General features: G+C 68.5%; 21 protein-coding genes and 2 pseudogenes. 10 read left to right on the top strand and 13 right to left on the bottom strand.

The genetic code is table 11. The annotated features are described in order from the left end of the window. Together BMY74_RS39580 and BMY74_RS39575 are read right to left on the bottom strand one after the other, a co-directional pair. Positions 1–5,399: pseudogene (locus BMY74_RS39580) on the bottom strand (SDR family NAD(P)-dependent oxidoreductase); the annotation flags it as partial. A 114-nt stretch (positions 5,400–5,513) separates the two neighbouring features. After that, positions 5,514–6,545, bottom strand: a complete 1,032-nt coding sequence (locus tag BMY74_RS39575) for a GDP-mannose 4,6-dehydratase (protein WP_089926062.1) — start codon at positions 6,543–6,545, stop codon at positions 5,514–5,516. Positions 6,546–7,014: 469 nt separating this feature from the next. Between BMY74_RS39575 and BMY74_RS44525 the strand changes: the two genes are divergently transcribed. Then, complete coding sequence (locus BMY74_RS44525; RefSeq protein WP_143091901.1) at positions 7,015–7,251, top strand: hypothetical protein; 237 nt, start codon at positions 7,015–7,017, stop codon at positions 7,249–7,251. Here the strand turns inward: BMY74_RS44525 and BMY74_RS39570 are convergent. The 6 genes and pseudogenes from BMY74_RS39570 to BMY74_RS39550 form a co-directional block, all read right to left on the bottom strand. Beyond that, entirely contained in the window at positions 7,222–7,707 is a 486-nt protein-coding gene (locus tag BMY74_RS39570; protein WP_177230157.1) for an IclR family transcriptional regulator, read from the bottom strand. The two genes, BMY74_RS44525 and BMY74_RS39570, sit on opposite strands and share 30 nt — an antisense overlap. After that, positions 7,704–8,072, bottom strand: coding sequence for an IclR family transcriptional regulator domain-containing protein (locus BMY74_RS39565; RefSeq protein WP_245786637.1), 369 nt, complete (start codon positions 8,070–8,072; stop codon positions 7,704–7,706). Before BMY74_RS39565 ends, BMY74_RS39570 begins: the two co-directional genes overlap by 4 nt. Further along, positions 8,073–8,339 (bottom strand): annotated as a pseudogene (locus BMY74_RS47065) (helix-turn-helix domain-containing protein); the annotation flags it as partial. It lies immediately after the preceding gene. A 141-nt stretch (positions 8,340–8,480) separates the two neighbouring features. Continuing rightward, positions 8,481–8,969 carry a glycosyltransferase gene (locus BMY74_RS39560; protein WP_089926045.1) on the bottom strand — a complete coding sequence of 163 codons (489 nt, stop codon included), beginning with the start codon at positions 8,967–8,969 and terminating at the stop codon, positions 8,481–8,483. Positions 8,970–9,160: 191 nt separating this feature from the next. After that, entirely contained in the window at positions 9,161–9,901 is a 741-nt protein-coding gene (locus tag BMY74_RS39555; RefSeq protein WP_089926042.1) for a helix-turn-helix domain-containing protein, read from the bottom strand. Positions 9,902–10,014: 113 nt separating this feature from the next. Further along, complete coding sequence (locus BMY74_RS39550; RefSeq protein ID WP_089926040.1) at positions 10,015–10,932, bottom strand: PucR family transcriptional regulator; 918 nt, start codon at positions 10,930–10,932, stop codon at positions 10,015–10,017. A 139-nt stretch (positions 10,933–11,071) separates the two neighbouring features. Here BMY74_RS39550 and BMY74_RS39545 point away from each other — a divergent pair, with 139 nt between their 5' ends. Then, positions 11,072–11,782 (top strand): Crp/Fnr family transcriptional regulator, encoded by a 711-nt coding sequence (locus BMY74_RS39545; protein ID WP_143091898.1) that lies wholly within the window; start codon positions 11,072–11,074, stop codon positions 11,780–11,782. A gap of 129 nt (positions 11,783–11,911) precedes the next feature. Here the strand turns inward: BMY74_RS39545 and BMY74_RS39540 are convergent, their stop codons facing one another. Beyond that, the gene (locus BMY74_RS39540) at positions 11,912–12,586 is read right to left on the bottom strand and encodes a helix-turn-helix transcriptional regulator (RefSeq protein WP_089926034.1); all 675 of its coding nucleotides are present in this window, start codon (positions 12,584–12,586) and stop codon (positions 11,912–11,914) included. A gap of 868 nt (positions 12,587–13,454) precedes the next feature. On the opposite strand from BMY74_RS39540, the gene BMY74_RS39535 reads away from it, so the two are divergent. Next, positions 13,455–15,182, top strand: a complete 1,728-nt coding sequence (locus BMY74_RS39535) for an ABC transporter ATP-binding protein (RefSeq protein WP_177230155.1) — start codon at positions 13,455–13,457, stop codon at positions 15,180–15,182. Next, a complete protein-coding gene (locus BMY74_RS39530; RefSeq protein WP_089926028.1) occupies positions 15,179–17,059 on the top strand; it encodes an ABC transporter ATP-binding protein in 1,881 nt (626 codons plus the stop codon). Before BMY74_RS39535 ends, BMY74_RS39530 begins: the two co-directional genes overlap by 4 nt. A 191-nt stretch (positions 17,060–17,250) precedes the next feature. Here the strand turns inward: BMY74_RS39530 and BMY74_RS39525 are convergent, their stop codons facing one another. Beyond that, positions 17,251–18,288, bottom strand: coding sequence for a GDP-mannose 4,6-dehydratase (locus BMY74_RS39525; protein WP_089926026.1), 1,038 nt, complete (start codon positions 18,286–18,288; stop codon positions 17,251–17,253). Positions 18,289–18,776: 488 nt separating this feature from the next. On the opposite strand from BMY74_RS39525, the gene BMY74_RS39520 reads away from it, so the two are divergent. Together BMY74_RS39520 and BMY74_RS39515 are read left to right on the top strand one after the other, a co-directional pair. Continuing rightward, positions 18,777–19,247 (top strand): hypothetical protein, encoded by a 471-nt coding sequence (locus BMY74_RS39520; protein ID WP_143091897.1) that lies wholly within the window; start codon positions 18,777–18,779, stop codon positions 19,245–19,247. 336 nt (positions 19,248–19,583) lie between these two features. Then, complete coding sequence (locus BMY74_RS39515) at positions 19,584–20,033, top strand: TetR/AcrR family transcriptional regulator (protein ID WP_089926020.1); 450 nt, start codon at positions 19,584–19,586, stop codon at positions 20,031–20,033. 146 nt (positions 20,034–20,179) lie between these two features. On the opposite strand, the gene BMY74_RS39510 is transcribed toward BMY74_RS39515, so the two are convergent. Beyond that, positions 20,180–20,527: a helix-turn-helix transcriptional regulator gene (locus tag BMY74_RS39510; protein WP_089926017.1), complete on the bottom strand. Its 348-nt coding sequence runs from the start codon at positions 20,525–20,527 to the stop codon at positions 20,180–20,182. 222 nt (positions 20,528–20,749) lie between these two features. Between BMY74_RS39510 and BMY74_RS39505 the strand changes: the two genes are divergently transcribed. The 4 genes from BMY74_RS39505 (at position 20,750) to BMY74_RS39490 (ending at position 25,152) form a co-directional block, all read left to right on the top strand. Further along, entirely contained in the window at positions 20,750–21,685 is a 936-nt protein-coding gene (locus tag BMY74_RS39505) for a TerC family protein (protein WP_089926014.1), read from the top strand. 168 nt (positions 21,686–21,853) lie between these two features. Continuing rightward, complete coding sequence (locus BMY74_RS44520; RefSeq protein ID WP_143091896.1) at positions 21,854–22,231, top strand: hypothetical protein; 378 nt, start codon at positions 21,854–21,856, stop codon at positions 22,229–22,231. 527 nt (positions 22,232–22,758) lie between these two features. Continuing rightward, positions 22,759–23,268 carry a hypothetical protein gene (locus BMY74_RS39495; protein ID WP_089926007.1) on the top strand — a complete coding sequence of 170 codons (510 nt, stop codon included), beginning with the start codon at positions 22,759–22,761 and terminating at the stop codon, positions 23,266–23,268. A 123-nt stretch (positions 23,269–23,391) separates the two neighbouring features. Continuing rightward, complete coding sequence (locus tag BMY74_RS39490; protein ID WP_177230153.1) at positions 23,392–25,152, top strand: PAS domain S-box protein; 1,761 nt, start codon at positions 23,392–23,394, stop codon at positions 25,150–25,152. Between the two features lie 253 nt (positions 25,153–25,405). Here BMY74_RS39490 and BMY74_RS39485 read toward each other — a convergent pair whose 3' ends face one another. Both BMY74_RS39485 and BMY74_RS39480 read right to left on the bottom strand, forming a co-directional pair. Further along, complete coding sequence (locus BMY74_RS39485; RefSeq protein ID WP_089926000.1) at positions 25,406–25,786, bottom strand: NAD-binding protein; 381 nt, start codon at positions 25,784–25,786, stop codon at positions 25,406–25,408. Positions 25,787–26,056: 270 nt separating this feature from the next. Next, complete coding sequence (locus BMY74_RS39480; RefSeq protein WP_089925998.1) at positions 26,057–26,425, bottom strand: hypothetical protein; 369 nt, start codon at positions 26,423–26,425, stop codon at positions 26,057–26,059. Positions 26,426–26,506 lie beyond the last annotated feature (81 nt).

The following is a 26,506-nucleotide window of genomic DNA, read 5'->3' as shown; positions in this document are numbered from 1 at the left end:
TCCGTCGCCAACGCCTCCCGAGGAGACATCCCGAAGAACCCGGGATCGAACTCACCCGCATCGTGCAGGAACCCACCCGAGCGGGTGTACGACGTACCGGCGTGATCGGGATCCGGGTCGTACAACCCCTCCAGATCCCAGCCGCGGTTCACCGGAAAACCGGTCACCGCATCACGACCGTCCACCACCAACCGCCACAGGTCCTCCGGCGAGGCCACCCCACCCGGATACCGGCACGCCATCCCCACGATCACGATCGGATCGCCGGACACGACCGGCACCGCCCGCGCACTCGCCATCCGGGCGACCGAGCCGAGCACCTCGTCCACGAGGAACGCGGCGAGCGCGTCGACGGACGGGTAGTCGAACACCAGCGTCGCGGGCAACCGGACGCCCGCCACCGCGGCCAGCCGGTTGCGCAGCTCGACCGCCGTCAACGAGTCGAACCCGAGGTCTTTGAACGCACGGGCGGCATCCACCTCGCCCACGTCCGCGTACCCGAGCACGGCGGCCACCTGGGCGCGCACGAGCTCCACGGCCACGCTCCGGCGCTCGTCGTGGTCCAGCCCGGACAACCGCCGCGCCAGCTCACCGGTCCCGGCCACCGTCCGGCGCCCCGGGACGCGGACCAGCCCGCGCAGCACGGCGGCGACGTCGCCACCAGCGCGCAGCGCGGGAACGTCCAGCCGGACCGGCACCACCACCGGCTCACCGGCGGCCAGGGCGGCGTCGAACATCGCCAGCCCCTGCTCCACCGACAGCGCCGGCACCCCCGACCTGGACATCCGTTCGAGGTCCGCGCCGGCGGTCATGCCCGTCTCCCACGGCCCCCAGGCCAGGGACACCGCCGGCAGACCGAGACCACGCCGATACCGAGCCAGCTCGTCCACGAACACGTTCGCCGCCGCGTAGCCGGCCTGGCCCGCGGCGCCCACGACACCGGCGAACGACGAGAACAGCACGAAACCACGAAGATCGAGGCCGGCCGTCAGCTCGTGCAGGTGCCACGCCGCATCGGCCTTCGCCCGCAACACCGCCGACACCCGCTCCGGCGTCAACGACTCCACCACACCGTCATCCAGCACGGCCGCCGCGTGCACCACCGCTGTCAACGGATGCGCATCAGGCACCTCCGCCAGCACAGCAGCCAGAGCCTCACGATCCGACACATCACACGCCACCACCCGCACCGAGGCACCCAGCCCCGACAACTCCTCCACCAACGCACCAGCACCCGGCGTCTCCATCCCACGCCGACCCACCAACACCAGATGCCGCACGCCACACTCAGCCACCACATGCCGAGCCACCACAGCACCCAGACCACCCACACCACCGGTGACCAGCACAGTCCCCTCCGGATCCCAGCCGGAGTCCTCGGTGGCCGATACCGGCGCCAGGCGGGCCAGCCGGGGCGCGAACAGCCGCCCGTCCCGCACGGCCACCTCGGCTTCCTCCGCGCCCAAGGCGGCCGACAGCAGGGCGGGATCGACGTCACCGGGCGGCAGGTCCACCACCCCGAACCGGCCGGGATGCTCGGACACAGCCGACCGCAGCAGACCGCGCACGGCGGCCGCAGCCAGTCCACCGCGAGTCACGAACACCAGGCGCGAACCGGCGTCACGCTCCTCACCCAGCCACTCCTGGACCAGGGCGAGGGCGGAGGACGTGCAGCGGTGCGTCGACCCGACCACGTCGTCCGAGGCGCCCTCCACCGCGACGAGGACGGTTCCCCCGGACCTCCCGGTGAGGCCGTCGAGCCGTTCGGCGTCGAGGCCGAAGGTGTCCGCGCCGATGACGGCGACCGCGGCCACCCCGGGCCCGCTGGGCAGGGCAACGGACTCGATCCGATAACCACCGTCGGTGGCCGTGAGGGTGCCGGCACCCGCCCGCAGGACGAGGGTGTCGATCGACGCCACCGCCGCACCGGACTCGTCGGCGGCGGCGATCGCGACCGCGTTCTCCCCCGCACTGGTCAAGCGCACCCGGATCGCCGTCGCGCCCGAGGCGTGCAGTGACACGCCCTCCCAGGAGAACGGCAGGGCACCGGGGGTGGTCATGCCGGTGAAGGCGACCGCGTGCAAGGCCGCGTCGAGCAGCGCCGGGTGGATCCCGAACGACGTGCCGTCCTCGGCCTGATCGGGAAGGACCACTTCCGCGTACACGTCACCCGCACGCCGCCACACCGCGCGCAGGCCCTGGAACACGGGGCCGTAGCCGAAGCCCGCTTCGGCCAGTTCGTCGTACAGGCCGTCCAGTGCGACCGGGTCGGCCCCGGCGGGCGGCCACTCCCGCGCGTCGAACTCCGCGGGACGGGCCCCCGTCGTCAGCACGCCGCTCGCCAGCTGGGTCCAGGGCTCGTCGTCCGCGCCGTCCGGGCGCGAATTGATCGTCAGGGGACGGCGACCGGTCTCGTCCGCACTGCCCACCCACAGCTGCACCTGCACGCCGCCCTGCTCGGACAACACGAGCGGCAGAGCCAGCGTCAGCTCCTCGACCAGGTCGCAGCCGACCTCGTCCCCCGCCCGGAGCGCGAGCTCGAGCAGTGCCGTCCCCGGCACGAGCAGGCTCCCGCGCACCACGTGGTCGGCGAGCCACGGGTGGGACTCGACGGAGAGCCTGCCGGTCAGGAGCACGCCGTCGGAGCCGGCGAGGGAGATCGCGGCGGCGAGGAGGGGGTGACCGGCGGCGCCGAGTCCGGCGGTGCGCAGGTCACCGAGATCGGCGAAGGCGTTCTTCGGCCAGAAGCGCTTGCGCTGGAAGGCGTACGTCGGCAGGTCGACCAGTCGCGGCTCGGCGGGCGCGAAGTAGTCCGCCCACCTCAGGGAGACCCCGTGCACGTGCAGGGACGCCAGCGCGGCGGCGACACCGTCAGGCTCGGTCTTCCCCCTGCGCAGCAGAGGAATGGCCGTCACGTCGTCGGCGCAGTCCTGCGTGAGAGCAGAGAGGACACCGTCCGGCCCGATCTCCAGAAATGTCGTGACGCCGTGCTGCCGCAGCCATTCGACGCTGTCGGAGAAGCGCACCGTCCGCCGCACGTGGTCCACCCAGTAATCGGGCGACACCAGCAGATCGGCGGCCACCTGGTCCCCGGTGACGGTCGACACCAACGGCACCAGCGGCACCTGCGGGGACAGGCTCGCGACCACCTCGCGGAACTCGGCGAGCATCGGCTCCATCAGGGGCGAGTGGAACGCGTGCGACACGCTCAGGCGGCTGGTCTTGCGTCCCTGGTCCTCGAATCGGGCGGCCACCTCCGTGACGGCGTCCTCGTCACCCGCGACGACGAGCGCCGCCGGGCCGTTGATCGCCGCGATCGACACCGGGCCCGGCAGCAGTGGGCGGACCTCGGCCTCCGTCGCCTGGATCGCGACCATCGCGCCGCCGGAGGGCAACGCGCGCATCAACCGCCCCCTCGCGGTCACCAGGACGGCCGCGTCCGCGAGGGAGAACACCCCGGCGACGTGCGCGGCGGCGATCTCACCGATCGAGTGCCCGGCGAGGAAGTCCGGCCGCACACCCCACGACTCGGCCAGCCTGTACAGCGCGACCTCGATGGCGAACAACGCGGGCTGGGCGTAGCTCGTGTCGTTGAGCGTCTCGGCGTCATCGCCCCACATGACCTCCCGCAACGGCCGGTCGAGGTGCGCGTCCACTTCGGCGAGCACCTCGTCGAGGGCCTGTGCGAACACGGGGAAGCGCCCGCAGAGCTCGCGTCCCATCCCCAGGCGTTGGGAACCCTGCCCGGTGAACAGCAGCGCGAGCTTCGGACGGCCGAGTGCGACACCCCCGACCAGTCCGGCGGCGGGTTCGCCCGCGGCCAGCGCGGCCAGGCCGGTCCGGAGCTGCTCCAGATCCGTCGCGACCACGGCCGCGCGGTACTCCATGGCCGAGCGCGAACACGCCAGCGAATAGGCGACGTCGACCAGTTCTCCGTCCACATCGGACAGCAGCTCGGCCTGCGCCCGCAGTGCCGCACGCGTCCTGCCCGCGACGACCACGGGCACCGCAGCGGACCCGCGCGCGGGACGCTGCTCGACGGGCAGTTCCGGGGCCTGCTCGATGACGGCGTGGGCGTTGGTGCCGCTGATGCCGAACGAGGACACCGCGGCACGGCGCGGTTCTCCGGTCTCCGGCCAGGTGACGTTCTCGGTCACCAGGCGGACGGCACCCGACGTCCAGTCCACTTTGGATGTCGGTTCGTCGACGTGCAGGGTCCTGGGCACGACGCCGTGCCGCATGGACATGATCATCTTGATGACGCCCGCCACACCGGCTGCCGCCTGCGTGTGGCTGATGTTGGACTTCACCGATCCGAGCAGCAGCGGCCGGTCCGCCGGGTGCGCCTGCCCGTAGGTCGCCAGCAGGGCCTGGGCCTCCACCGGATCACCGAGCGTCGTCGCGGTGCCGTGCGCCTCGACCACGTCCACCTGGTCGGCCGAGAGCCTGGAGTTGATCAGCGCCTGTTCGATGACCCTCTGCTGGGAGGGACCGTTGGGAGCGGTGAGGCCGTTCGACGCCCCGTCCTGGTTGACGGCCGATCCCCTGATAACGGCCAGCACCTGGTGACCGTTGCGCTGCGCGTCGGACAACCGTTCGAGGACGAGCACGCCGACGCCCTCGGCCCAGCCGGTGCCGGTCGCGGAGTCGGCGAACGAGCGGCAGAACCCGTCCACCGCAAGGCCACCCTGCTTGCTGAACTCGGCGAACGTGGCCGGGCTCGACATCACGGTCACGCCCCCGGCCAGCGCGAGGGAGCACTCTCCCGACCGCAGCGACTGGGCGGCCAGGTGCAGGGCGACCAGGGAGGACGAGCAGGCCGTGTCGATCGTGACCGCCGGGCCGACCAGACCGAAGGAGTAGGAGATCCGTCCGGAGAGGACACTGTTGGTGGTGCCGGTCAGACCGAAGCCCTCGACGTTGTCGTCCGGGCCGACCCGGTAGTCCTGGGCCATCGCGCCCATGAACACGCCTGTGGGGCTGCCCTTGATGGACGCGGGGTCGACACCCGCGCGTTCGAACGCCTCCCAGGCGGCCTCCAGCACGACCCGCTGCTGTGGATCCATCGCCAGGGCCTCGCGCGGTGAGATGCCGAAGAAGTCAGCATCGAAATCGGTGGCCTCGTGCAGGAATCCGCCGGACGCGGTGTCGGAGCCGCCCAGCGCCTCCACATCCCACCCGCGTCCGGTGGGAAAGGCGGAGATCCCGTGCTCACCGTTGACGACCATCGTCCACAGGTCCTCGGGGCTCGTCACTCCTCCGGGATAGCGGCAACTCATGCCGATCACCGCGATCGGCTCCGTGCTCGCTGTCTCCAGCTCGTGCAGTCGCTGGCGCGTGGTCCGCAGATCGGCGGTCGCGCGCTTGAGGTAGTCCCGAAGCCTCTGCTCGTGGTCCATCCCACTCAACCCATCTCGGCGACTGAAGTGTCAGCCGGACACCAGGAACCAGACGAATGACGTGTTTCCGGGAGGATCACAGCTCTCGCGTGCTGATCTCCCTAGTGTTTGCCGCTACCAGCTCGCGCCGAGTGCCATGTCCGCGAACCGTTCTTCCAGGGCGACCTGCCGGAGATCGGCGTCGACCATCATGCGCATCAGGTCAGCGAACTCGACGGTGGGTTTCCAGCCCAGGTCGGCCAGCGCTCTGCCCGGATCCGCGCACAGGGTCTCCACTTCCGCCGGCCGCACCAACGACGGGTCGATCACGACGTGGTCCTGCCAGTGGAGACCGACGTGGTCGAAGGCGATGCGCACGGCGTCCCTGACCGAATGCATGACGCCCGTTCCGATGACGTAGTCGACGGGCTCCTCCTGCTGCAGCATGAGGTGCATCGCCCGCACGTAGTCACCCGCGTATCCCCAGTCGCGCACCGCGTCCAGGTTCCCCAGGAACAACCTCTCCTGGAGGCCCAGCTTGATCCGCGCGACGGCGAGCGAGATCTTGCGGGTGACGAACTCCGTGCCCCGGCGCGGAGACTCGTGGTTGAAGAGCATCCCGGACACGGCGAACATGCCGAACGACTCGCGGTAGTTGCGGGTGATGAAGTGGCCGTACGTCTTGGCCACGCCGTACGGGCTCCGGGGGTGGAAGACGGTCCGCTCGGTCTGCGGGGTCTCCGCCACCATGCCGAACATCTCCGACGAAGAAGCCTGGTAGAAACGGATTCCGCTGCCCTCGACCGGTCGCGACCGGTCGAGGCCGCTGACCATCCGGATCGCTTCGAGCATGCGGAGAACGCCCAGGCCGTTGACCTCGGTGACCAGTTCGGACTGTTGCCAGGACATCGGCACGAAGGAGATCGCACCGAGGTTGTAGACCTCGTCCGGGCGGCTGAGGTCCACGGCGGAGACCAGGCTCGCCTGGTCCAGCAGATCCCCGTCGACGAGGCTGATGTCGGAGATGAGCCTGCCGATCCGGGACTTGCGGGGATTCGCCTGACCGCGAACGAGACCCCATACCTGATAACCCTGTTCCAGCAGGTGTTCGGCCAGGTACGAACCGTCCTGCCCGGTGATACCGGTGATCAGCGCCCGCTTGCTCATGGGGTTCCTCTCGTCATCACGGACAGGCCGCCGGCACCCGGATCGTCCACCGCCGCCGATCTCGTCCGGTGCACGCACCTGGGCCCGAGATCGAGTCAAGCGGGTGCCGAACCGCGAAATGACTAGAGTTCCGGCGCCCGTCCGAACCAGGACCGGGCGGCACCAGGTGATGGCTCCGGCCGCCGAAGCGCGGAGTGCCCACACGGACGACGTGCGTACGAAATATGGAACGCAGAACCGCAAATTGCGCACATGCACGTCGTACGGCTCATCAAGTCACCAGCAGGAGCGACAGAACGACTCCACATGACTACAGGACGTCAAAATTCCGCATGAACGGGCGGCTTCTCCAAAACAGAGGGTGAGCCGATGAGGAGAAGGACAGGATCCGTGCGTCTCCTTGGCCGTGATCCCGCGCTGATCACGCTGGCCCGGTTGGCCGACTCCGTTCATCACGGCAGGACACTGCGTGATCGTTCGCGGTCGTCGCGGCAGCGGCAGGACGGCATTGATCGACGAGGTGGCCGCACGAGCGACCCGGTCGGGTGACCTCGTGCTGATGCCGAAGACCAGCGCCGGTCGATTGGCGTTGTGGGCCATCTCGGAAGTCCTCGAGCCCACCGGCACGCGCATCGGCGGTGCGGGCGTCAACCTGTACCCCGGTGTTCCGCAGACTTCAGCGGGTGATAGCGCGGATCACCGCTAGCAGGGCGGTCTGCCTGCTGGTCGACGACCTCCGCACCCACGACGCGGCAACCCCGTCCTGGCTCGACTTCACCCTTCGGCGAGCCGACACCCTGCGCACGGTTGAGATCCACCTGACCAAGGCGCGTACCGCGAACTCCGGATCTCGGGACGGTCGCAGGTGCGAGCAGCGTGCACGATCGAGGAGAGGTCGGGCTGAGGCGGCGACCTGCCCGTCGGCCAGGTGCACCTGGGACTTGATCACCCTCGCCACCGCGCGGGACAACTCGGTCAGGTCGGCCACGATGTCCTCGCACAACCGGTCGGTGAGCCCGGCCGACAGCAGTGTCGCACCCACCGCGATGCTCCGCGACGGATCACCTGGCACAGCGACACCGAAGCAGGACACCCCTTCGGTGTTCTGCTGGTCGTCCACCGCGCATCCGCGTCGCGCGGTCAGCTCGAGGTCCTCCTTCAAGGACTCGACGGTCCTGTGCGATCTGGACGTGAGGACCGGGAGCACCCGGCCTGCGCCAACTGCTGTTCCAGCTGGGCAGGGGGCAGTTGCGCGAACATCGCCTTGCCCAGCGCGGTCACGACCGCGGGCATTCGCCGACCGATGTCGCTGGCCGGCCGGATCGGCTGGGTGCCGTCGTGCCGTGCCAGGTACGGCACGTCCGTCCCGTCCAGGATCGCGAGGAGCATCGTCCCGGCGTGCGCCGTGGGCAACGTCGCCGCCGTACGCCGGAACTCCGCGACGATGTCGGTGCTGGCGAGGAAGCTCTGTCCGAACTCGACCACCCGGTGGTCCAATGCCCACAACCCGTCTGTCCGACGGACCACGTGGGAGTCCTCCAGCGCCGCGCACACGTTGGCCACCGTCGACTTCGCGAGGTTGAGAGATCGGGCCAGATCGGCAAGCCGGGTGGGAAGGCCGCGACGAGACAGCTCAGCGAATACCCCGATCACCCTCGTCACGGCAGGCGATCGACTCTCGATCGACCGCAGCGAATGCCGACCTGCAGCTTGCGATTCGGACACTGACACACCCCTTGCGCGGAGCCCCAGACAGCCGTGCCGCAGCTGAGGCGTCCACGGGCCGACCGCCATGATCGAGGGCGTGACGTCGGAGATGGCTCCCGCCGGATCACCTGGGCGAGTGGTGTGGCCCGCAAGCCGACCGCCTCGACGGAGCGCCGGCACCGGTGACCGCAGGCGCCGTCCGGCGCGCGGCACCTCCGCGGTGCTGGTTCAGGGCTCGCTCCCGTCGAGGGCCAGCACCCACGAGTCGAAGTCGTCGTGGGGCGCCCAGTGAAGGCCGTGCCGGGCGAGGAACTCGCGGACGTGTGCGTGCAGGGAGTTGCCGAAGGCCGAGACCTGTCGCTCGTGGACCCCCGAGATCAGGTGCGCGGCGGGAACGCGCCAGTTCACCAGAAGTCGTTCGGCGGTCGCACAGGTGTTGGTGCAGTAGACCACGAGGTCTGGCCGGTCCTCGTGGAAGTAACCGCGTACCGTTGCGACCGGTTCGACGCTGTCGTCCAGGAAACCGACGGCACACCAGGAATCCCGGTCCGGATCGAGCAACGCCAGCCTCGATGCCACCTCCGCGCTGGTCACGTAGGTGACGCGGAAACCCAGGCGGACGAACTCCTCCACCACCGCCAGCGTCGGAAGGGTCCGCCCGTTCACGGGATTGTCCAGGACGGCGATGTGCTTGCCCCGCCGGATCTGGCTGACCATCCGGGTATCCCCGTCCGCCCGTCACGAAGTCGCACCCGCCGTTGGCCGGAACTCGAACGCCCGGCCAACGGAACTATAGCGAGGGATGTCCGGTGAAGCACTGGGAGTTTTCCCACCCTCAGGGCACTTTCGGGTTGCGTCAGGCACGCGGAAACCTCACTGTGCGGGTTTGGCGAGGTGGGCAACGACGTTCAGGATGGTGAGCGCGCGGACAAGGCGACACTCAACGTCAGCAAGCCGCTCGGTGACACCGCACGGCAGCCCATCAGCCGTTCGACCGTCCGCAGGCGGTGGTCGAGCGTGCTGCGATGGATCCCCAGCCGACGCGACGCGGCTGCGCGGTTGCCCTCCTCGGCCAGAATCGCCCGCACCGCGTCCAGCAGAGGTTGCCGCGCCGCGACGGGTTCGAACATGCCGGCAAGCTTCTCGGCGACGTGCGGTCGCCGCAACACGGCGAACTCCGCCAGCACGTCACGCAGCTCGTACACACCGGGAGCGCGGCATGAAGCGATCCGGAGCACGTCCTCGGCCACCGCGCACGCCGACACCAGGTCCTCGCGCGGCGCCCACACCACGGCCATCCACGCGTCGACCCCGACATCGTCGTACAACTCGCGGGCCAGCGCGGCATGGCGATCCGGCTCACACGGAAGCAGCAGATGACCGCCATCGCCTCCGTCCGGCACGATCGCGTCGACTTTGCCCTGCAGGGAGTCGAGGATCTCGGCGGCGGCGCCCTCGGCAGACGCGCGGTACGCCACCACGGCGTACGCGGCCGCGGAGTCCGCGGAGGAACCGCCGCCGCTCGAGAACGGCGAAGTCCTGCCAGCACGACCGCCGGACGGCACGTACTCGGGGAGGGCGGGGCCACGAGCCACGAGCACGTCACCCAACACGTCGGTGAGCAACCTGTTGCCGAGAACCGTGGTCACGCGTCGCCTCCTCGGGGAACTGCGGTGTCGCACTGACACACTAGGCACATGCCGAGGACGGGCACAGGTCGCTTGAGGCACCCTTAAGATTCACCGGCCGCAGCCGGATCCGCTCAATCCCCAGGCTTTGCCCGGTTCAGTGCGATCGCTGCTCCGAGCAGGGCGAGATCGCGCGGATTGCCAGGACGCAGTCCGGTGAGCTGCTCGATCTGCCACAACCGGTAGTCGATGGTGCTGCGGTGGATGAAGAGCTTTTTGACCGCCACCGCCCGGTTCCCGTCCGCCTCGAGCAGTGCGAGCACGGTCTGGACCAGAACACGGTTCGCCAGCAGCGGTGCGATGATCTTGCCGAGCTCGTCGCGAACCTCCGGTGTCGCCGCGAGAGCGCTCTCGACTGCCACGTCGTCGATCCGGTAGACCCCCGGTGGCCGGCCCAGCGCCTCGACCAGTGCGTCGATCTCGTCGACTTCCTCGCGCGCCGAAGCGACCAGGGCGACGGGCCGTTCCGCGATGCACAGCCAGGCTTCACCACCGATCTCCCCGCGCACGTGCTCGCACAACGACAACGTCGCAGACTCCGCCAGTGGCAGCAGGAGGTGACCGGAGGTCGCCTCCAGCACAGCGCCACGACGGCGAAACGCGTCGACCGTCTCGTCCCGCGCCGCTCCGCGCACCGACACGACCGTGTAGGAGACCGCAGCACCGTCGGGAACGCGACCGGCCAGAAGCGCGTCCGCGAGCCCCTCCGCACGGGTGCAGAAGGCCTCCAGCAGCTCGGTCGCCACAACGGTGCCCACGAGAGCCAGCGCGCGTGCGTTCGCGTTGTCCAGCATGGATTCGATCAGCACTCCGTGGGCCGAGCGCACCGCCGCGGCGACGTCGTGCAAGGAGACGCCCACCGCGCCCAGACCCGCTCCGATACCGCGTGCGGTCACCTCAGCGAGCTCCCGCCACCCGTTGTCGTCAGCGCAGGCCGCGCGGTACACGGCGCGCAGTTCTCGCTTCAGCAGGCGATCGACGTCGACGCGCACAACACCTTCACTCCTCGGCACTTCCGGAGCAAAGCAGTAGTCGCTGTGGGAAAAACCCCAGCGTTCTCCAGCACCACGCCAGATCCTCCTTCTTTACGGTCAGGTGGCCGGCTGGTCGTGCGACGAAGTGGAGTCCGAGGTGGTGACACAGCTGCTCGCCCAGCCGCGACGGCCGCATCTCCGTGCGGAGAACGAGGGGTGGAGCCGGTTCGAGCACTCGCTCGAACGAGTCGAGTTCCGCCGCGGTGACGTCATGCTGCAGCTCGGCTCCCCCACCGACGAGCTGTTCGTGATCCGCGAGGGCAAGGCCAAGACCTGCTGCGCCTCCGCCGGTGGACATGAGCTGGTCCTGGACTTCCACTGCGCGGGAGACGTCCTCGTGGAGCCGGCGCTGTTCGATTCGGCCCCTGCGGTGTCGACGACCACCGCGATCACCGACGTGCAGGTGGGCAGGATCGCGCGCGAGGACCTGACGAGGTGGCTGGCGCTGTGTCCGGATGTCGTCGAGCGACTGCTCGGTTGCATCGCCCGAGGGGAAAGCAGATCTCACGAGATGCGCACGGACATGGCGCAGCTGGACACGGCTGCGCGTCTTGCGAAAGCGTTGCTGCACCTGTCACACCGGTTCAGCACCGGCCGGCACGGCATGCAGCCGGTGGTCGAGGACCTGACGCAGGAAGAGCTCGGCCAGTACATCGGGTCACGCCGCGACACCGTCAACAAGACGCTCTCCTGCTTCGCACAACGCGGCTGGATACGCGTCGAACGCAGGAACATCGTGCTCACGCGACCGGCACAGCTGTCTCGCCGGATCCGCGTTGGCACGGTCATGCCCACGTCGCACCGTTGACTACTGTGCAGGACCGCGCGCAGCAGATTCCCCTAGGGGCGCGGGGAAGACTTCGACCAGCACGAACACTCCCGCGCTCGGGCGTGCGCGGGAGCGGCCAGGAATCCGGTCCTCGCGGGACCGCATCTGCTACTTGATGTAGTCCGGGGAGACGCGCGGCGGCCAGCTCGCCACGCTGAGCACTCCCAGGCTGTAGGCGCGGGAGACCAGCGCGGCTCGGTTGGGCGCCTTGAGCTTCTTGAGCATGGTGCCGACGTGGTACTCGACACCCTGGCGTGACAGGAAGAGGCGCGAAGCCAGCCGCACGGTCGACTCACCCGTCGCGATGCCCTCGAGGATGCGCGCGTCGAGTTCGGTGAGGATGCGGTTGCGATCGACGGAGACGGCGTTGGGCTGCTCGCCCTTCTCCGGGTTCACGACGACGACGAACTGCACCAGATCACCGTGCGAGTCGTGGACGACGACACCTGTGATGTCACCGCTGAACACGATCTGACGCGGACCGATGCCCACCAGGTACTCGACGAAGCGCTGCCGGCGACCGTCGGCCAGGCGGTCGAACTGCTTGCGGATCGGACCGTGCACTCCGGGGTGGAGCAGCTCGTAGAAGCTGCGTCCGAGCAGGGACCCGCGGGAGTGGCCGAACTGGGCGACGAAGTCGTCGTTGGCCTCGACCACGCGGAACTGGAGGTCGAGGCGCGCGAGGCAGAGACCGGAGCGTTCGAGCAGTGAACGGAAGACATCGGCGTCCGGAACGACGCAGTCGTGGTGGAGTGACGGAGTACCAGCGACAACAGTGCGCATGGGAAAGAATCCTCTTGGTCTCGCCTGAATCGGCGTTCCGCGTCTGCAGGAGAAGAGAAACTCGAGGTGGTCACCAGATCCACTGACTTTCCACCGCTGAATCCCTGACCCGGCGAATGGTAGGAAGCAGCGACTGGCGCGGTCAACGAGAACGGGCGCATGGCGCTTAATGTTGTGGTAGGTGCGGGCCCGTGGTTCGGGGGGCCTCCGAAATCTTCGGTGGGGCCCCACGAAGGCGTCTCAACTGGCTCGGACAGTGCTTCCCACCAGCCCTGACGACATCTCGCGAATTGAGACGAGCACCAGGCGACCCCAGGTTCGGATCGCCCCCCACAGAAATGCGCACAACGAATTCGTAGATGTGCTGAGGAACGTCAGGTCTGCGACGCGCACGTGCGGGCACCGACTTGCAGAGCGAGCACGGTGACAGTGGTGTGGCGCAGGAGGTTGCCGGGGGAATTCGCGGTCAGACGAGTGCGTCGTGGTGCCGCCCCCACGCTCTCGTACTGGTTGTGCGGGGGCGTGGGGGCGGTGCCGCGAGACGCCCTGCTGAGCGTGGATCACCTCGCCGACCTCCTGGGACACACCACTAGACCGCGGATCCAGCGGAGAGGAGCCACCCGGCGGCCAGGGGCAGTGATCTGAGGGGGTGCGTATCAATGTCGAGCGAAGGTTCGCACAACACCAGTTGGTCTCTTCACCATTTTCCCGGACGACACCTCGCCCGCGTGGTCACATGCTGCCGAGGTGCTTCACGGAGGCCGCGGACCGCGTTCTCGGCGTGCGCTCCGTCGTGTACGCCCGGAGTTCCGCCGACGGGCGACAAGTCTAGTGAATGCAGGTAACGGTGCTGCGGTGTGCTGGGCGCGTGCTGACCCGCTTCCTGACCCACCACCTCCGGCCGTACCGGGGACCGCTGGTGTTGCTGGTGCTGTTGCAGCTGGTCCAGACAGCCGCGACGCTGCTGCTGCCGACGCTCAACGCACGCATCATCGACAACGGTGTGCTCCGCGGCGACTCCGCCTACATCTGGAACACGGGCCTGACCATGCTCGGCGTCGCGGCGGTCCAGATCCTCACCTCGAGCGGCGCCGTGCTGGTCAGCGCCCGAATGTCGGCGGGACTGGGCCGGGACCTGCGGGCGCGGGTGTTCGGCAAGGTCATGTCCTTGTCGGCACGCGAACTGGACAGGATCGGCACGCCGTCACTGATCACCAGGACCGTCAACGACGTCCAGCAGGTGCAGAACGTCGTGATGACCACATCGGACGTCGCCGTGTCCGCCGTCATCATGTGCGCGGGTGGTGTCGTGCTCGCGCTGGTGCAGGACGTTCCTGTCGCCCTGTTCCTGCTCGCGCTGGTCGTCGTCGTGGTCGTCGGGCTCGTCCTCGCGCTCAGGCGGCTGTCGCCGTTCTACGAGGCGATGCAGAACCATCTGGACCGCATCAACCACCTGCTGCGCGAGCGGATCACCGGGGTGCGGGTGATCCGGGCGTTCGTCCGCGACGCTCATGAGAGCGCCCGCTTCGACGCCACCAACCGCGCGCTGCACGACACGGCGTCGCGGGTCGGGCGGATCATGGCCACAGTGCCGGTGATGGTCATCACCGCCATGAACGTGCTCACGGTCGGGATCATCTGGTTCTCCGGTCACCGCATCGATGACGGCACGATGCAGCTCGGGGCGCTCGTGGCGCTGTTGTCCTACATCACGCTGATCGTCGTCGCGATCATCATGGCGGTGCTGGTCTTCGCCGAGGCCCCGCGCGCCGCCGTGTCGGCGGCCAGGGTGAACGAGGTCCTGCAGGCCGAGTCCAGCACGGCCGAGCCCGTCCGGCCGATCACGCCGACGGCCATGACCGGCCACCTCGAGCTGCGCGGTGCCACGTTCGGCTATCCGGGCGCGGAGAAGCCGGTGCTGCGCGACATCGACCTCGTCGCCCGCGCCGGTGAGACCGTCGCGATCCTCGGCAGCACGGGCAGTGGCAAGTCGACACTGCTCGCCCTCGCGCTGCGGCTCTACGACGTCACCGGTGGCCGCGTCCTGGTCAACGGAGTGGACGTACGCGACCTCCCCGCGTCGGCACTGCACACCATTGTCGGCCACGTGCCGCAGAGAGCACATCTGTTCAGCGGCACGATCGCATCGAACCTGCGCTACGGCAGGGAGGACGCCACCGACGACGAGCTGTGGCACGCCCTCGAGATCGCGCAGGCCGCGGAGTTCGTCCGGCCGCTCGGGCTGAACGCGCCGACAACGCAGGCCGGTTCGACGCTCTCCGGCGGACAGCGGCAACGTCTCGCGATCGCGCGAACGCTGGTGCGGCGACCCGAGATCTACCTGCTCGACGACTGCTTCTCCGCGCTCGACCCCCGTACCGGGGCACGGTTGCTCGCGGCACTCGAACGCGAGCTCGCCGATGCCACGATCCTGCTGGTCAGCCAGCGGATCCGGACCGTCGAAACGGCGTCGCGCATCGTTGTGCTGGAGGACGGCAGGATCGCCGGCTCCGGCACGCACGCCGAACTGATCGGCACCAACCGGACCTACCGGGAGATCGCCTTCTCCCAGCCCGCAGGAGGGACTGTCCGATGACACCGCTCACCGATCCCACGACGGAGAACGGAGGACCGGGACAATCCGGCACCGCCAGGAGGATGTTCGGCTTGTTGCTGCCCTTCAAGGGTCGACTGGTCGTGGTCGGACTGCTCGCCGTCGTGACGATCGGGCTCAGCCTGCTCGGCCCGGTCCTGCTCGGCCGTGCCACCGACCTAGTCGTCGCCGGCCTCGTCAGCCGCACCCTGCCCGGTGGCATTAGCGACGAACAAGCCGTTGCACAGCTGCGAGAACGAGGAGAGGACACGCTCGCCAACGTCATCAGCACGGTCGACTTCGTGCCGGGCCAGGGCGTGGACTTCTCCGCGCTCGGCCGGCTCCTGCTGATCGTCGTGGGCGTGTACCTCATCGGTGCCCTGTCGATGTTCTTCCAGGGCCGGATCGACACGAGGATCGTCCAGGACGCCGCGTTCACGTTGCGCGAGCGGATCGACGCCAAACTGACACGGCTGCCGGTGTCCTACTTCGACCGGAACCCGCGTGGCGAGGTGCTGTCGCGGGTCTCCAACGACGTCGACAACCTGCAGCGCACCATGCAGTTGTCGATCGGCCAGATGCTCACCTCGGTGATCTCGGTGTTCGGTGTTCTGGCGATCATGCTGGTGATCTCGGCCGAACTGGCCGTGCTCGTGCTCGTCTGCGTGCCGCTCGCGCTGCTGCTGGCCGCCTGGCTCTCCAAGCGCGCCATGCCGAAGTTCGGCGAGCAGTGGCGGTCGACCGGCGCGCTCAGCGCGCACGTCGAGGAGATGTACAGCGGCCACTCGCTGGTCACCGCTTTCGGCCGTCAGGAGCAGGCGGCCCGCGAGTTCGCGGGGCACAACGAGAACACGTACCGGTCGTCGTTCGGAGCGCAGGCGATCTCAGGCCTGATCGAGCCCGGGATCAGGTTCATCACCGACCTCAACTACGTACTCGTGGCGGTGGCCGGTGCGCTGCGGGTCGCGACCGGGACCGTGTCGATCGGCGAGGTGCAGGCTTTCATCCAGTACGCCGGAATGTTCTCCAGACCGATCATCGATGTCGCCGCCTTCTCCGGCCAGGTGCAGTCCGGCATCGCCTCCGCCCGGCGGGTGTTCGAGCTGCTGGACGAGCCGGAGGAGCCGCCGTCACCTGCCACGCCCGAGGTCGTCCCACCGGTGTGGGGCCACGTCGAGTTCTCGCACGTCTCCTTCCGCTACACGCCTGAGAAGCCGCTCATCGAGGACCTGTGCCTGACCGTGACACCCGGCCAGCTCGTCGCGATCGTCGGGCCGACAGGTGCGGGCAAGACGACTCTGGGCAATCTGCTGCTGCGGTTCCACGAGCTCGACAGCGGACGGATCCTGGTGGACGGCAGGGACATCGCCCGGCTTCACCGGGAGGAACTGAGGTCCGCCATCGGTCTGGTCCCGCAGGACACGTGGCTGTTCGAGGGCACGATCGCCGAGAACATCGCGTACGGACGACCGGATGCGACGTGGGACGAGGTCAGGGACGCGGCGAGGGCGATGTGCGTCGACCGTTTCGTGCGGTCGTTGCCGGACGGTTACGACACGGTGCTGGACGAGGAGCACGGCGGCCTGTCCGCGGGCGAGAGGCAGCTGATCGCACTGGCGCGGGCATTTCTCGCGCAGCCCGCGGTCCTGCTGCTGGACGAGGCGACCTCGTCGATCGACACCCGCACCGAGGTGCTGGTTCAACGAGCGATGGCGTCCCTGCGAGCCGGGCGGACCAGCTTCGTGATCGCCCACAGGCTGTCGACGATCCGCGACGCCGACCTGATCGTCGTGATGGACGAGGGCGAGGTGGTGGAGCGCGGTACGCACGAGGAACTTCTTGCCGCTCAGGGCTTCTACGCAAGCCTCTGCACGAAGTGAGACAACCGCTCACGGTCCAGCCTCCTGATCGCGCGCTTCCGTCGCGCCGGTCAGGCGGTGCCCTCTTCCTGTCCGTCGTCGGCGACGCTGCTCGAACGCGCCCTGCGACGCATTCGGCCGGCGCACCCCGCGCAAGCGCAAAAGATCCACAGCCGCGCGGTGCAGCGGCTGTGGATCTCGGGGAGGATGCTTCACCAACTGCCGGCGGCCAGCAGACCGCCGTACTCCCGCTCTGCGGCGACGTGCTTCAGATCGGCGTCCACCATCATCTTCATGAGTGAGGAGAAGTCGACCTCGGGCGCCCAGCCGAGTTCGTGGCGCACACGCGCGGTGTCGGCGCAGAGGACCTCCACTTCGGCGGGCCGAACCAGCGCCGGATCGATGTGGACGTGGTCCTCCCAATTCAGCCCGACGTGTTCGAACGCCAGGCGCGCCGCGTCGCGCACCGAGTGCATCTCGCCGGTGCCGACGACGTAGTCGGCGGGTTCGTCCTGCTGCAACATCAGGTGCATCGCACGAACGTAATCCCCGGCAAAACCCCAGTCGCGCAGCGCGTCCAGGTTGCCCAGCGCGAGCGTCTCCTGCAGGCCCAGCTTGATCTTCGCGACGCCGAGCGAGATCTTGCGGGTCACGAACTCCGCACCGCGGCGCGGCGACTCGTGGTTGAACAGGATGCCGCCGACCGCGTACATGCCGAACGACTCGCGGTAGTTGCGGGTGATGAAGTGCCCGTAGGCCTTCGCCACACCGTACGGACTGCGTGGGTGGAAGATCGTCGTCTCCCGTTGGGGGGTTTCGGCGGCCTTGCCGAACATCTCCGAGGACGACGCCTGGTAGAAGCGGATGTTCCTGGCAGCCTCGCCGTTGTGCCGGCTGCTGGACAAGCCGGAGACCATGCGAATCGCCTCGAGCACGCGCAGCACGCCCATGGCGTTCACCTCGGTGACGAGCTCGGCCTGCTGCCACGACATCGGCACGAACGAGATCGCGCCGAGGTTGTAGACCTCGTCAGGTTGCACCAGGTCCACAGCGGACACCAGCGATGCCTGGTCCATCAGGTCACCGTCCACGAAGGACAGCTCGGACATGAGCCGGGAGACCCTCGTCTTGCGTGGATTCGCCTGTCCCCGCATCAGCCCCCACACCTGGTAACCCTGGGCGAGCAGGTGCTCGGCCAGGTAGGAACCGTCCTGTCCGGTGATTCCGGTGATCAGCGCACGCCTGGCCATGCCGATTCCTCTCCTAGCGTCAGCCGGGGCCCACAGTGGGACGGACCTGTTCCTCAGGAGCGAAAATAGGCTTCTGGGCACTAGGGGTTTCGCTGGAACCGAGTGTGGGCTGCCGTGCTCGTCGAAGGCGAGCACGGCGTCGGCCCCTTCAACCGGCCGCCCCGAAGAGAAACCGCTGGACAAACCGGCAATCACTGCTCCATCCTCGTGAACGTCCGACTCGTATGCTGTCCAGAACCATTGCGGTGCAGGCCGAACCACGTGCCAACGAGTACGACAGCGAGACGTCGATCCGTTGAAGCCGCGGCGGAACCGCAGCGTGATCGAGTGCGACGGCAGACAGCACTACGCCGACGAAGTTGGACGCGCCAACTCCCAGCGGTGCGCCGAGATGGTCACTGAGGACCGCGAACTACGATTGCGCGACTACGAGGAGTACAGCTTCGGCGGCGCCGAGCTGCCCGAAGGCACGGTCACGAGAGCGCGACTTGCTGTGTTCTTCGACCGGCACGCACGTGGTGCGGGTCGAACCGGTGTCGCTCACGTCCGCCGAGGACTACCTGGTGAAGTCCAGCGTGGAGCCGGCGACGTGGCGTTCGGTGCTCGACGCGATGCGGGACGGCGGAAGTCCGGTTGCGCAGGCGCTGTCCACGCCGTTGATGCTCCACCTGTCGCGGGTGGTGTTCGAGGACTCGCGCCGCGATCCCGCCGAGCTGCTGGTGCTGAACCTGGACACGCGGGAGTCGGTCGAGGCGGAGCTGCTGCGGTCGTACGTGCAAGCCGCCTACGAACCGCGCGAACAGTCGCCGGACCTCGCGACCGAATCAGCCGCGTGGTTCGAGTCTGCCGATGCCGAACGCTGGTTGCACCACCTGGCCAGGTTCCTCGACACCCCCACACCACGATGTTCCGATGGTGGGAGCTCGCCGGGTCCGGGCCGGCACCACGACGGCTGGTGAACCGGTGGAACTGGAAGCTGTGGCTGCTCTGGACCGGACTGCTGGTGCCCGGTGCCCTCCTCAGCGCCGCACTTCTCGGCGCGATGCCGGCGGGTGGCGGCTGGGTGGTGGCCAAGGCGCTGCACCTGCTCCCGCCGCCGGACCCGCGGCTGCCCGGCGAGCTGGTGCCGCTGTACACCTGGCTCGGCGAGGTCGACGTGTGGAACCCCGCGCACAGCTTCGTGACGACTCCCGCGGTCCTGTTGTCGGCAGTGGCGCTCGCGGTCGTGGCGGGCGTCGGGTTGGGCACCTGGCTCACGATGGAGGCGGACGACCGGGAGACGTCCGCGGCGGCCGGTGCCCGCGACAGCATCGCCGCGGACGCCCGGATCACGACTCAGCGTCGACCGGGTGGCGCAGCGAGCCGAGGTCAACAAGACCGGCGTCTGCTGGCACTGGCCCACCAAGGAGGCTCTGGTCGCCGCCGCGATGGACGGACTGCGCACCGACTTCGCCGACACCGGCACCCTGCGCGGCGACCTCCACGCCGTCGCCGCGCTCCTGTCACGCCCCGAGGGCACCGCCCTGGCACGCGCCGCGATCAGCGCGGAGGCCGTCGGCGACATCGCAGCCCTTGCCGCACAGCAGATCTCTGAGCAGGCATCACCCGTGCTCGCCATCGCCGAACGAGCCCGCGCCCGCGGCGAATGGCGCGAGGACGCAGACCCGCAACAAGTGATCTTCACCCTCGTCGGCGCGATCATGCACCGGGTGCTCCTCGAACACTCCGACCCCACCGGCCCCTGACTGGTCTCCCTGGTCGACCTCGTTCACCGTGGCACCGCCACGAGCTGAACTGCGGCACCAACCTCCGCGAATCGGACCGTGTGAGAAACCCGAGGGCTTTTCCGCTCGCGCGATCTCGTGCGATCCGGTCCACAGGACAGGGATGGTCAGCTGCCACGAGGAGGTGGTTCGCCGGGTTCGGCCAGACCAAGCGCCGCGATGAGGTCGGCGATGCTGTGATGGGCCTCCAGCGGGTGGCGCAGGTGACCGTCGGAATTGACCTCGTAGTGGTTGCGGCGACCGTTCCGCGTTCGCACGACGTACCCGCCGTCGATCAAGTCCACGAGGATCAGCTGCACAGCGCGACTGGTGATGCCGACTCGCTCGGCGATCACCGGCAACGTCTGGTCCGGGTCGGAGGCCAGGCACAGCAGCACATGCGCGTGGTTGCTCAGGAACGTCCACGAGCCGGCGGCGCGCTCCCCTGGCGGCGCTGAGTGCTCGGCAGGCGTCATGACATCCAGCCTAATGGTCCACGAGTGACGGGGATCAACCTTGACTGACGAACTCCAGTTCGTCATTCTTGAGGCACGGAGGGGAGTACCCACCTCGCCCGGGATCGTCAGTACGGCAGCCCCGACGGCCGCCCGGTCCCGGCACCACCACGCGCGACGACGTCGCCGCGAGGTGGTCGGGGAGACCTCTGGTTCCGCTCACGAACCGGAGGTGTACCACCGATGCTCGTTCCCCTGTGGGCCTGGGCCGCCGTGCTCGGCGTCATCCTGCTGATGCTCGTGATCGACCTGTTCGCCCACCGCAGGGCACAGGTGATCGGCGTGCGGGAAGCCGCCGTGTGGTCGGCCGTGTGGCTGGCGCTGGGCCTGGGCTTCGGCGCCGTCGTGTGGTGGGTGTGGGGCGCGGAGTTCGCCGGTCAGTACTTCGCCGGCTACGTCATCGAGAAGTCCCTCGCCGTCGACAACGTCTTCGTCTTCGCGATCATCTTCGGCTACTTCGCCGTTCCCCGCGAGTACCAGCACCGAGTGCTGTTCTACGGTGTGCTCGGCGCACTGGTGTTCCGCGCCGTCTTCATCGCCGCCGGGTCGGTGCTGATCGCGAGCTTCGCCTGGATCCTGTACGTGTTCGGCGCGTTCCTGGTCGTCACCGGCATCCGGATGGCGTTGCACCGCAACGAGACCATGGACCCCGAACACAGCGTCGTCCTGCGCCTGTTCCGTCGACTGATCCCGGTCACCGACACCTACCACGGCGCCAAGTTCCTGGTGCGGCAGGCCGGGCGCTGGGTGGCCACGCCGCTGCTCGCGGTCCTGGTCCTGGTCGAGGTGACCGACGTCGTGTTCGCCGTGGACTCCATCCCCGCCATCTTCGCCGTCACCCAGCAACCGTTCCTCGTGTTCACCTCCAACGCATTCGCCATCCTCGGCCTGCGCGCCCTGTACTTCCTGCTCGCCGACTTGATGCACCGCTTCGTCTACCTCAAGCTCGGCCTCGCGCTGGTGCTCGTGTGGGTCGGCGTCAAGATGCTGCTGCTGGACATCTTCAAGATCCCCACAGGTGTCTCCCTCGCCGTGGTCGCCACGGTGCTCGTCACCGCGGTCACCGCCAGCTGGCTGCGCACCCGAACCGCGAACACCACAACAGAGACGACCGGCTGACGACCTGTCCGCCGGAGAAGAGCCGGCACCGCTGCTCCTGTCCGGTGTGGACTCCTGCGGTGCCCGGATCATTCGGGCGGACTAGCCCGTGACGGCGTTTCTATCCGAGCTGGCAAGAAGCTCGCCGACCGCCGGCTCACCGCGCTGGCCCTCCCGGGCCTGTTGTTCGTGGCAGCCGTCGCGGTGGCGAAGTTCCTCGGTCACCGGCACGCCCTGGACATCGTTCGGCTCGCGAGCGAACTGGAACGCGTAGTGAAGCAGATCGGAACCAAGCCGGCCTCGGTCGTGCTGGTGATCGTCGCCGTCCTGCTCGCCGCAACCGCAGCGGGCCTGCTCTCGCAGGCGGTGGCTGCCGGTGTCCGGCGCACGTTCATCGCCCGCCGCCCGAAGCGGTTGATCGCCTGGCGCCCGCAATCCCGACGATCATGCCGCCTGCCGCAGCCTCACCGTGGTGGTTGGAGAAGACCCTCATCGCCCCGAATGCCGGCCCCCAAGGGCATGGCCCCTCAGGCTGAAGTACGGGTCCACCCACTCGGCCAATGGTGAAGGGCTCGTACCTGTGCCGCACGGAAGGTCATCGCGGCATATCGGTGTTCGTTGACCACCCCACCGGGGCTCCGCGTGTGGACGGGTCGACGGCCAGCGCCGTCAAGATCATGCGCCGCTCCGAACTGCTCGTGAACATCTGGCGGTAGCTGGTCACGGGTCTGGTGAGCCGGTGCTCGTTGCAGTGCTTTTGTTATGCCGCAGGGACATGACGCGCATGTCGCGCATTGCCTGGGTGACGTCGTGAACCCATGGTCACACCTCCGTTTCACCTGTGGTTCGAAACAGGGGCGGTTCGGTTCGACTGCCGGCAATGCGCACCGCACGTCACAGGGGCGGGCGTGGGACCTCGTCGACCCTGGCGAAATTCGATGTGTGCAGCTGCACCTCAAACATCGGTTCTCCACTGTGGAACGACTGGCAGCCTTGGCCGTGCACGAGTTCCAAGCCGGTCATCGGCTCCAGGCGGATCGACCTCCTGAAAACGAGGCAGATCGTGATTCCGCCGTCTTCTGAAGGAGAAGAAAATGAGGAAACTGGCGCGTGTCGTCATCTCTGCCGCGTTCGCGGTGGCGACGGTGGCCGTGGGCACCGTTCCCGCCTCGGCAGCGGGGGTGTGCGAGCCCTTCGGCTGCTACATCTCGAACATCACGGCGAAGGGCTTCTACAGCGTGTCGGGCACGTCGTTGTGCTCCGCGTCGTCCGTCTACCCCGGCACTCTCTACTGCAGCTACACGAAGTCCTTCACCGGCAGCGTGGGCTACAGCTCGAACATCGGCTTCAACCTGGTCAAGGACTCCTTGTCGGCGAACTTCGGGGTCAACGCGGACCAGTCCAAGACGATCGCCATCAACGCCACCTGCGAGAGGACCTTCGGCGCCAAGGGCGGCCGGATCTTCGGTGTGCCCGAGTTCCAGAAGCACGAGTTCCAGGTTCGCAGCAGGCAGATCGGTGGTGGCGGAGCGAACGACCCCGTCGTCGGGAGCGGCTGGGTCGGTGTGCCCACCGGCATGAAGTGCGTCTTCCAGGAACACTGACGACAGCGCCGTCGCAACGGAAGTGACCGTGTGGTTGGTGTGCACGCGCACACCAACCACCGGCGCCGCCGACGAACGTCCCGCGCGATGCTGATCAAGTTCCATCGAGCCCGGAGGATGGCGATGCGCACAGGCGCTGTTCCGCGGGAGGCGCTGTTCGACGTGCTCCGGCTGCCGGCACCACTCATGGCGGAGGTTCGGGACGGAGGTGGCGCCGTGGTGTGGCGCCACACGGCCCGCGACGACGTGGAGTTCGAGCGGTCGGCGGAGGTCGTGGAGGCCGAGCGCCGCGTGGCCGGCGGTGGCTCTCCCGAGGTGGTCGTGGTGCGCAGCCGCAAGCCCGACGGTTCCACCGGGTGGGTCGAGCTCCGCATGTTCGGCGTCGAGAGCGGAGAAGACGGCCACCTGGTCGCCTGTTCCGTGCAGGACGTGACCGAGCACCGGTTCGCGGTGGAGCAGATGAAGCTGCTGCTCGACCGGCTCCCCGTGGTCTTCACCGTCACCGATCTCACGGGAAGGGTCAGGGTGGTCACGGGCTCGACGCTGTTCAGTCCGCAGTTGAACGGCGAAGGCGAACGGGTGGACCAGTTGGTGCCCGTGGGACATCCCGCTCGGGAGGAGGTGCTGCGCATCTTCCGCACCGCGCTGGGCGGACGGGACGCGGACGGGCGTTACCTGTGGAATGGCCGCTGGACGCAGGGCTACGCGGTCCCGCAACGGTGCGGCGACCAGGTGGTCGGTGTGCTCGGTGTCGCGATCGACGTGCACGACCTCGTCACCGCCGACCACGCGAGGTACTCGGCCGAGGCCCGATTCCGGCTGTTCATGGATCGGTCGCCCGCCACGGCGGCGATCCGCGACGAGAACGGCGACTACACCTGGCTCAACGAGGCAGCTCGCCGCGCCTACCAGGTACCCGACTCCGTGCACCCCCCTTTCGCTGCGAGCGCCGCCTTCGCACCGGTGGTGGCGAACGCCATGGACGTGATGCACGCGAGGCTCAAGGAGTCAGGTGGCGCGGAGACGAGGGTGTGGCGGATTCCGCTGGCACAGGGTGAGGTGCACATCTTCGGGCACCGCTTCGCTTTCACCGACGCTGAGGGCCGTTATCTCGAGGGGAACATCGGACTGGACCTCACCGAGCGCGTCCTGGCCGACCGCGAGCTGGTGAGGTGGCGTGACCGCTACCAGGCCCTGTTCGACCGGGCTCCGATTCCCATGCTGGTGCTGTCCGAGACCGGTATCGTTCTCGACGCCAATCCCGCCCTGTGCGAGATCTTCAGCGCTCGGCTCTCGGAGCTGAGAGGACAGGCTGTAGCCGACTTCCACGAGACCGATGACACGCCTGACGCCGAGGAGCAGATCGCCGCGCTGTTGTCCGGGAACCGCCGTGCGGTCGCTTTCGCGCGCAGGTACCGCACACGAGACGGGCGGGTCGTGCACGCGGCTGTGACCTGTGTTCTGGTTCCCGGCGAGGAGGACGGATCCTCTTCGGTGGTCGCGATCCTGCGTCCACGGCGCACCGCCTCGGAGGAGATCAGACCGATCCTGTTGACGGACAACGAAATCGTGGTGCTGGAGATCAAAGCGCTCGGTCTGTCCAACGAGGAGACGGCAGGCCGGCTCGGGATCACTCGGCGAGGCGTGGACTACCAGCTGCGCAGCTTGGCGCGGAAGTTGCGCTGTGCCAACAACAGCTCCCTCATGATCGCGACCGCGTACCACCTGGGTGTGCTCGACCAGCAGAGGTGGCCGCCCCGGGTTCGCAGCAGGTTCCGTGCCGCGGCTGGAGGAGCGCTCGACGGGAGAACTCCGGTCCAGCCGCCCGCATCCGTTCTGGCGCGGCATCTCACCGGAACACCGCCGCCGGTCCCCGACCGCTGAAGACGGCCGGACAGGGCACGACGAGAATCGAACCGCACCCGCGCCCTGCAGACGCACGGCAGACCGGAAAGATGCCGCCCGCGTTCCCGTGGACACTGATGTCCGCGCTTGCGGCGCGCAGCTCTCCGGCGCGCGGTGCGGTGCTCACCAGGTTCATGGTGACATCGACCTGTCGCCACCTTCGCGCGAGGTCCGCCGGAGTGAGGCGGAGCAGCGTCCGCCACGGGCGGAGCGTCGCCGCAGACAGTGCGGCTCAGTCCTCCCGAGGCAGCTTCAGCAGCACCTCGTCCACCCCCGCCCGCAGGAACTGGTCCCGCCGGGAGGCTTGCCGGATCACCGCGGTCACCGCTACGGACTCGGTGAGGCTGCGCACGGCGATCGCGGTGAGCAACCCGTCGTCGTCCGGTGCGGCGATGATCACGCGCGCAGCGGACGGAACCCCGGCACGCCGCAGGTCGCCGGGATCCCGCCCGTCTCCGCGCAACGCCTTGGCACCGTTGGCGAGGGCGGCGGTCAACGCGAACGCGTCCACGTCCAGCACCACGAGATCGTCCGTCGCGTCGGACGAACAGATGTGCCGCAGCGCATCCACCGCCATCGCGCCGTACCCGACCACCACGACATGGCCCGGCATCAGCAGGCCGTGACGTGGTGGCGTCGCGGGCGTCGTGCGTGCTTCACAACGAGAGCATCCACGACTGCGGGTGAGCTCCAGGATTTGTTGGTGTGCAGATGCACACCAACACGAGCCGCCGTGTCGCGTCCTCGCAGAGAAACTCGGTCAGTGGCAAGAACCCCGGTGACTCCCACCACCGCGTCACCGAGAGGTTCTGTCCGCCGTCGCGGGGGCTCTCGCTCCTCTCTCCCGGTGCGAGTGCCCCCGCGCCCTCCGACGGGTCGCGCGTCACTGAACCGCGAGCTGGATGTTCGCCGGGGTGGTGCCGACCACCCGGATCGTGAACTTCTTCAGGGTGGCGCCGTAGTTGATGATCCGCTCGTAGGCCTGGTGGGTCGGGGCCTGAACCGAACAGCTCACGACAGCACAGTTGCCGGCATAGGTGGGCCCCACGGCTCGTCCATCCGCCCACCACGACCAGCTGTAGTAGCCCGAGCCGACGGAGAACGTCGCTCCGGCGTAGAACTCCGGTTTCGCCGCCACGTCGTGGACCTGGCCGAACTGGATCGAGCTCGCCGCCTGCGCGGGTGCGCCGGCGGAGCACAGGAGCGCGACCACTCCCGCCGCGACAACCGCTCCGATCTTCTTCATCGTCATCGCCCGCTCCTTATTCGCTGGTGCCTTTGCCTGCGACGCAACGGTCGCAGAGCACGACCGGCGGGACGCTGAACGGAATGC

It is taken from the genome of Lentzea albida (assembly GCF_900111005.1).
GTDB lineage: Bacteria > Actinomycetota > Actinomycetes > Mycobacteriales > Pseudonocardiaceae > Lentzea > Lentzea albida.
This window is presented reverse-complemented; position numbering and strand designations above follow the sequence as displayed.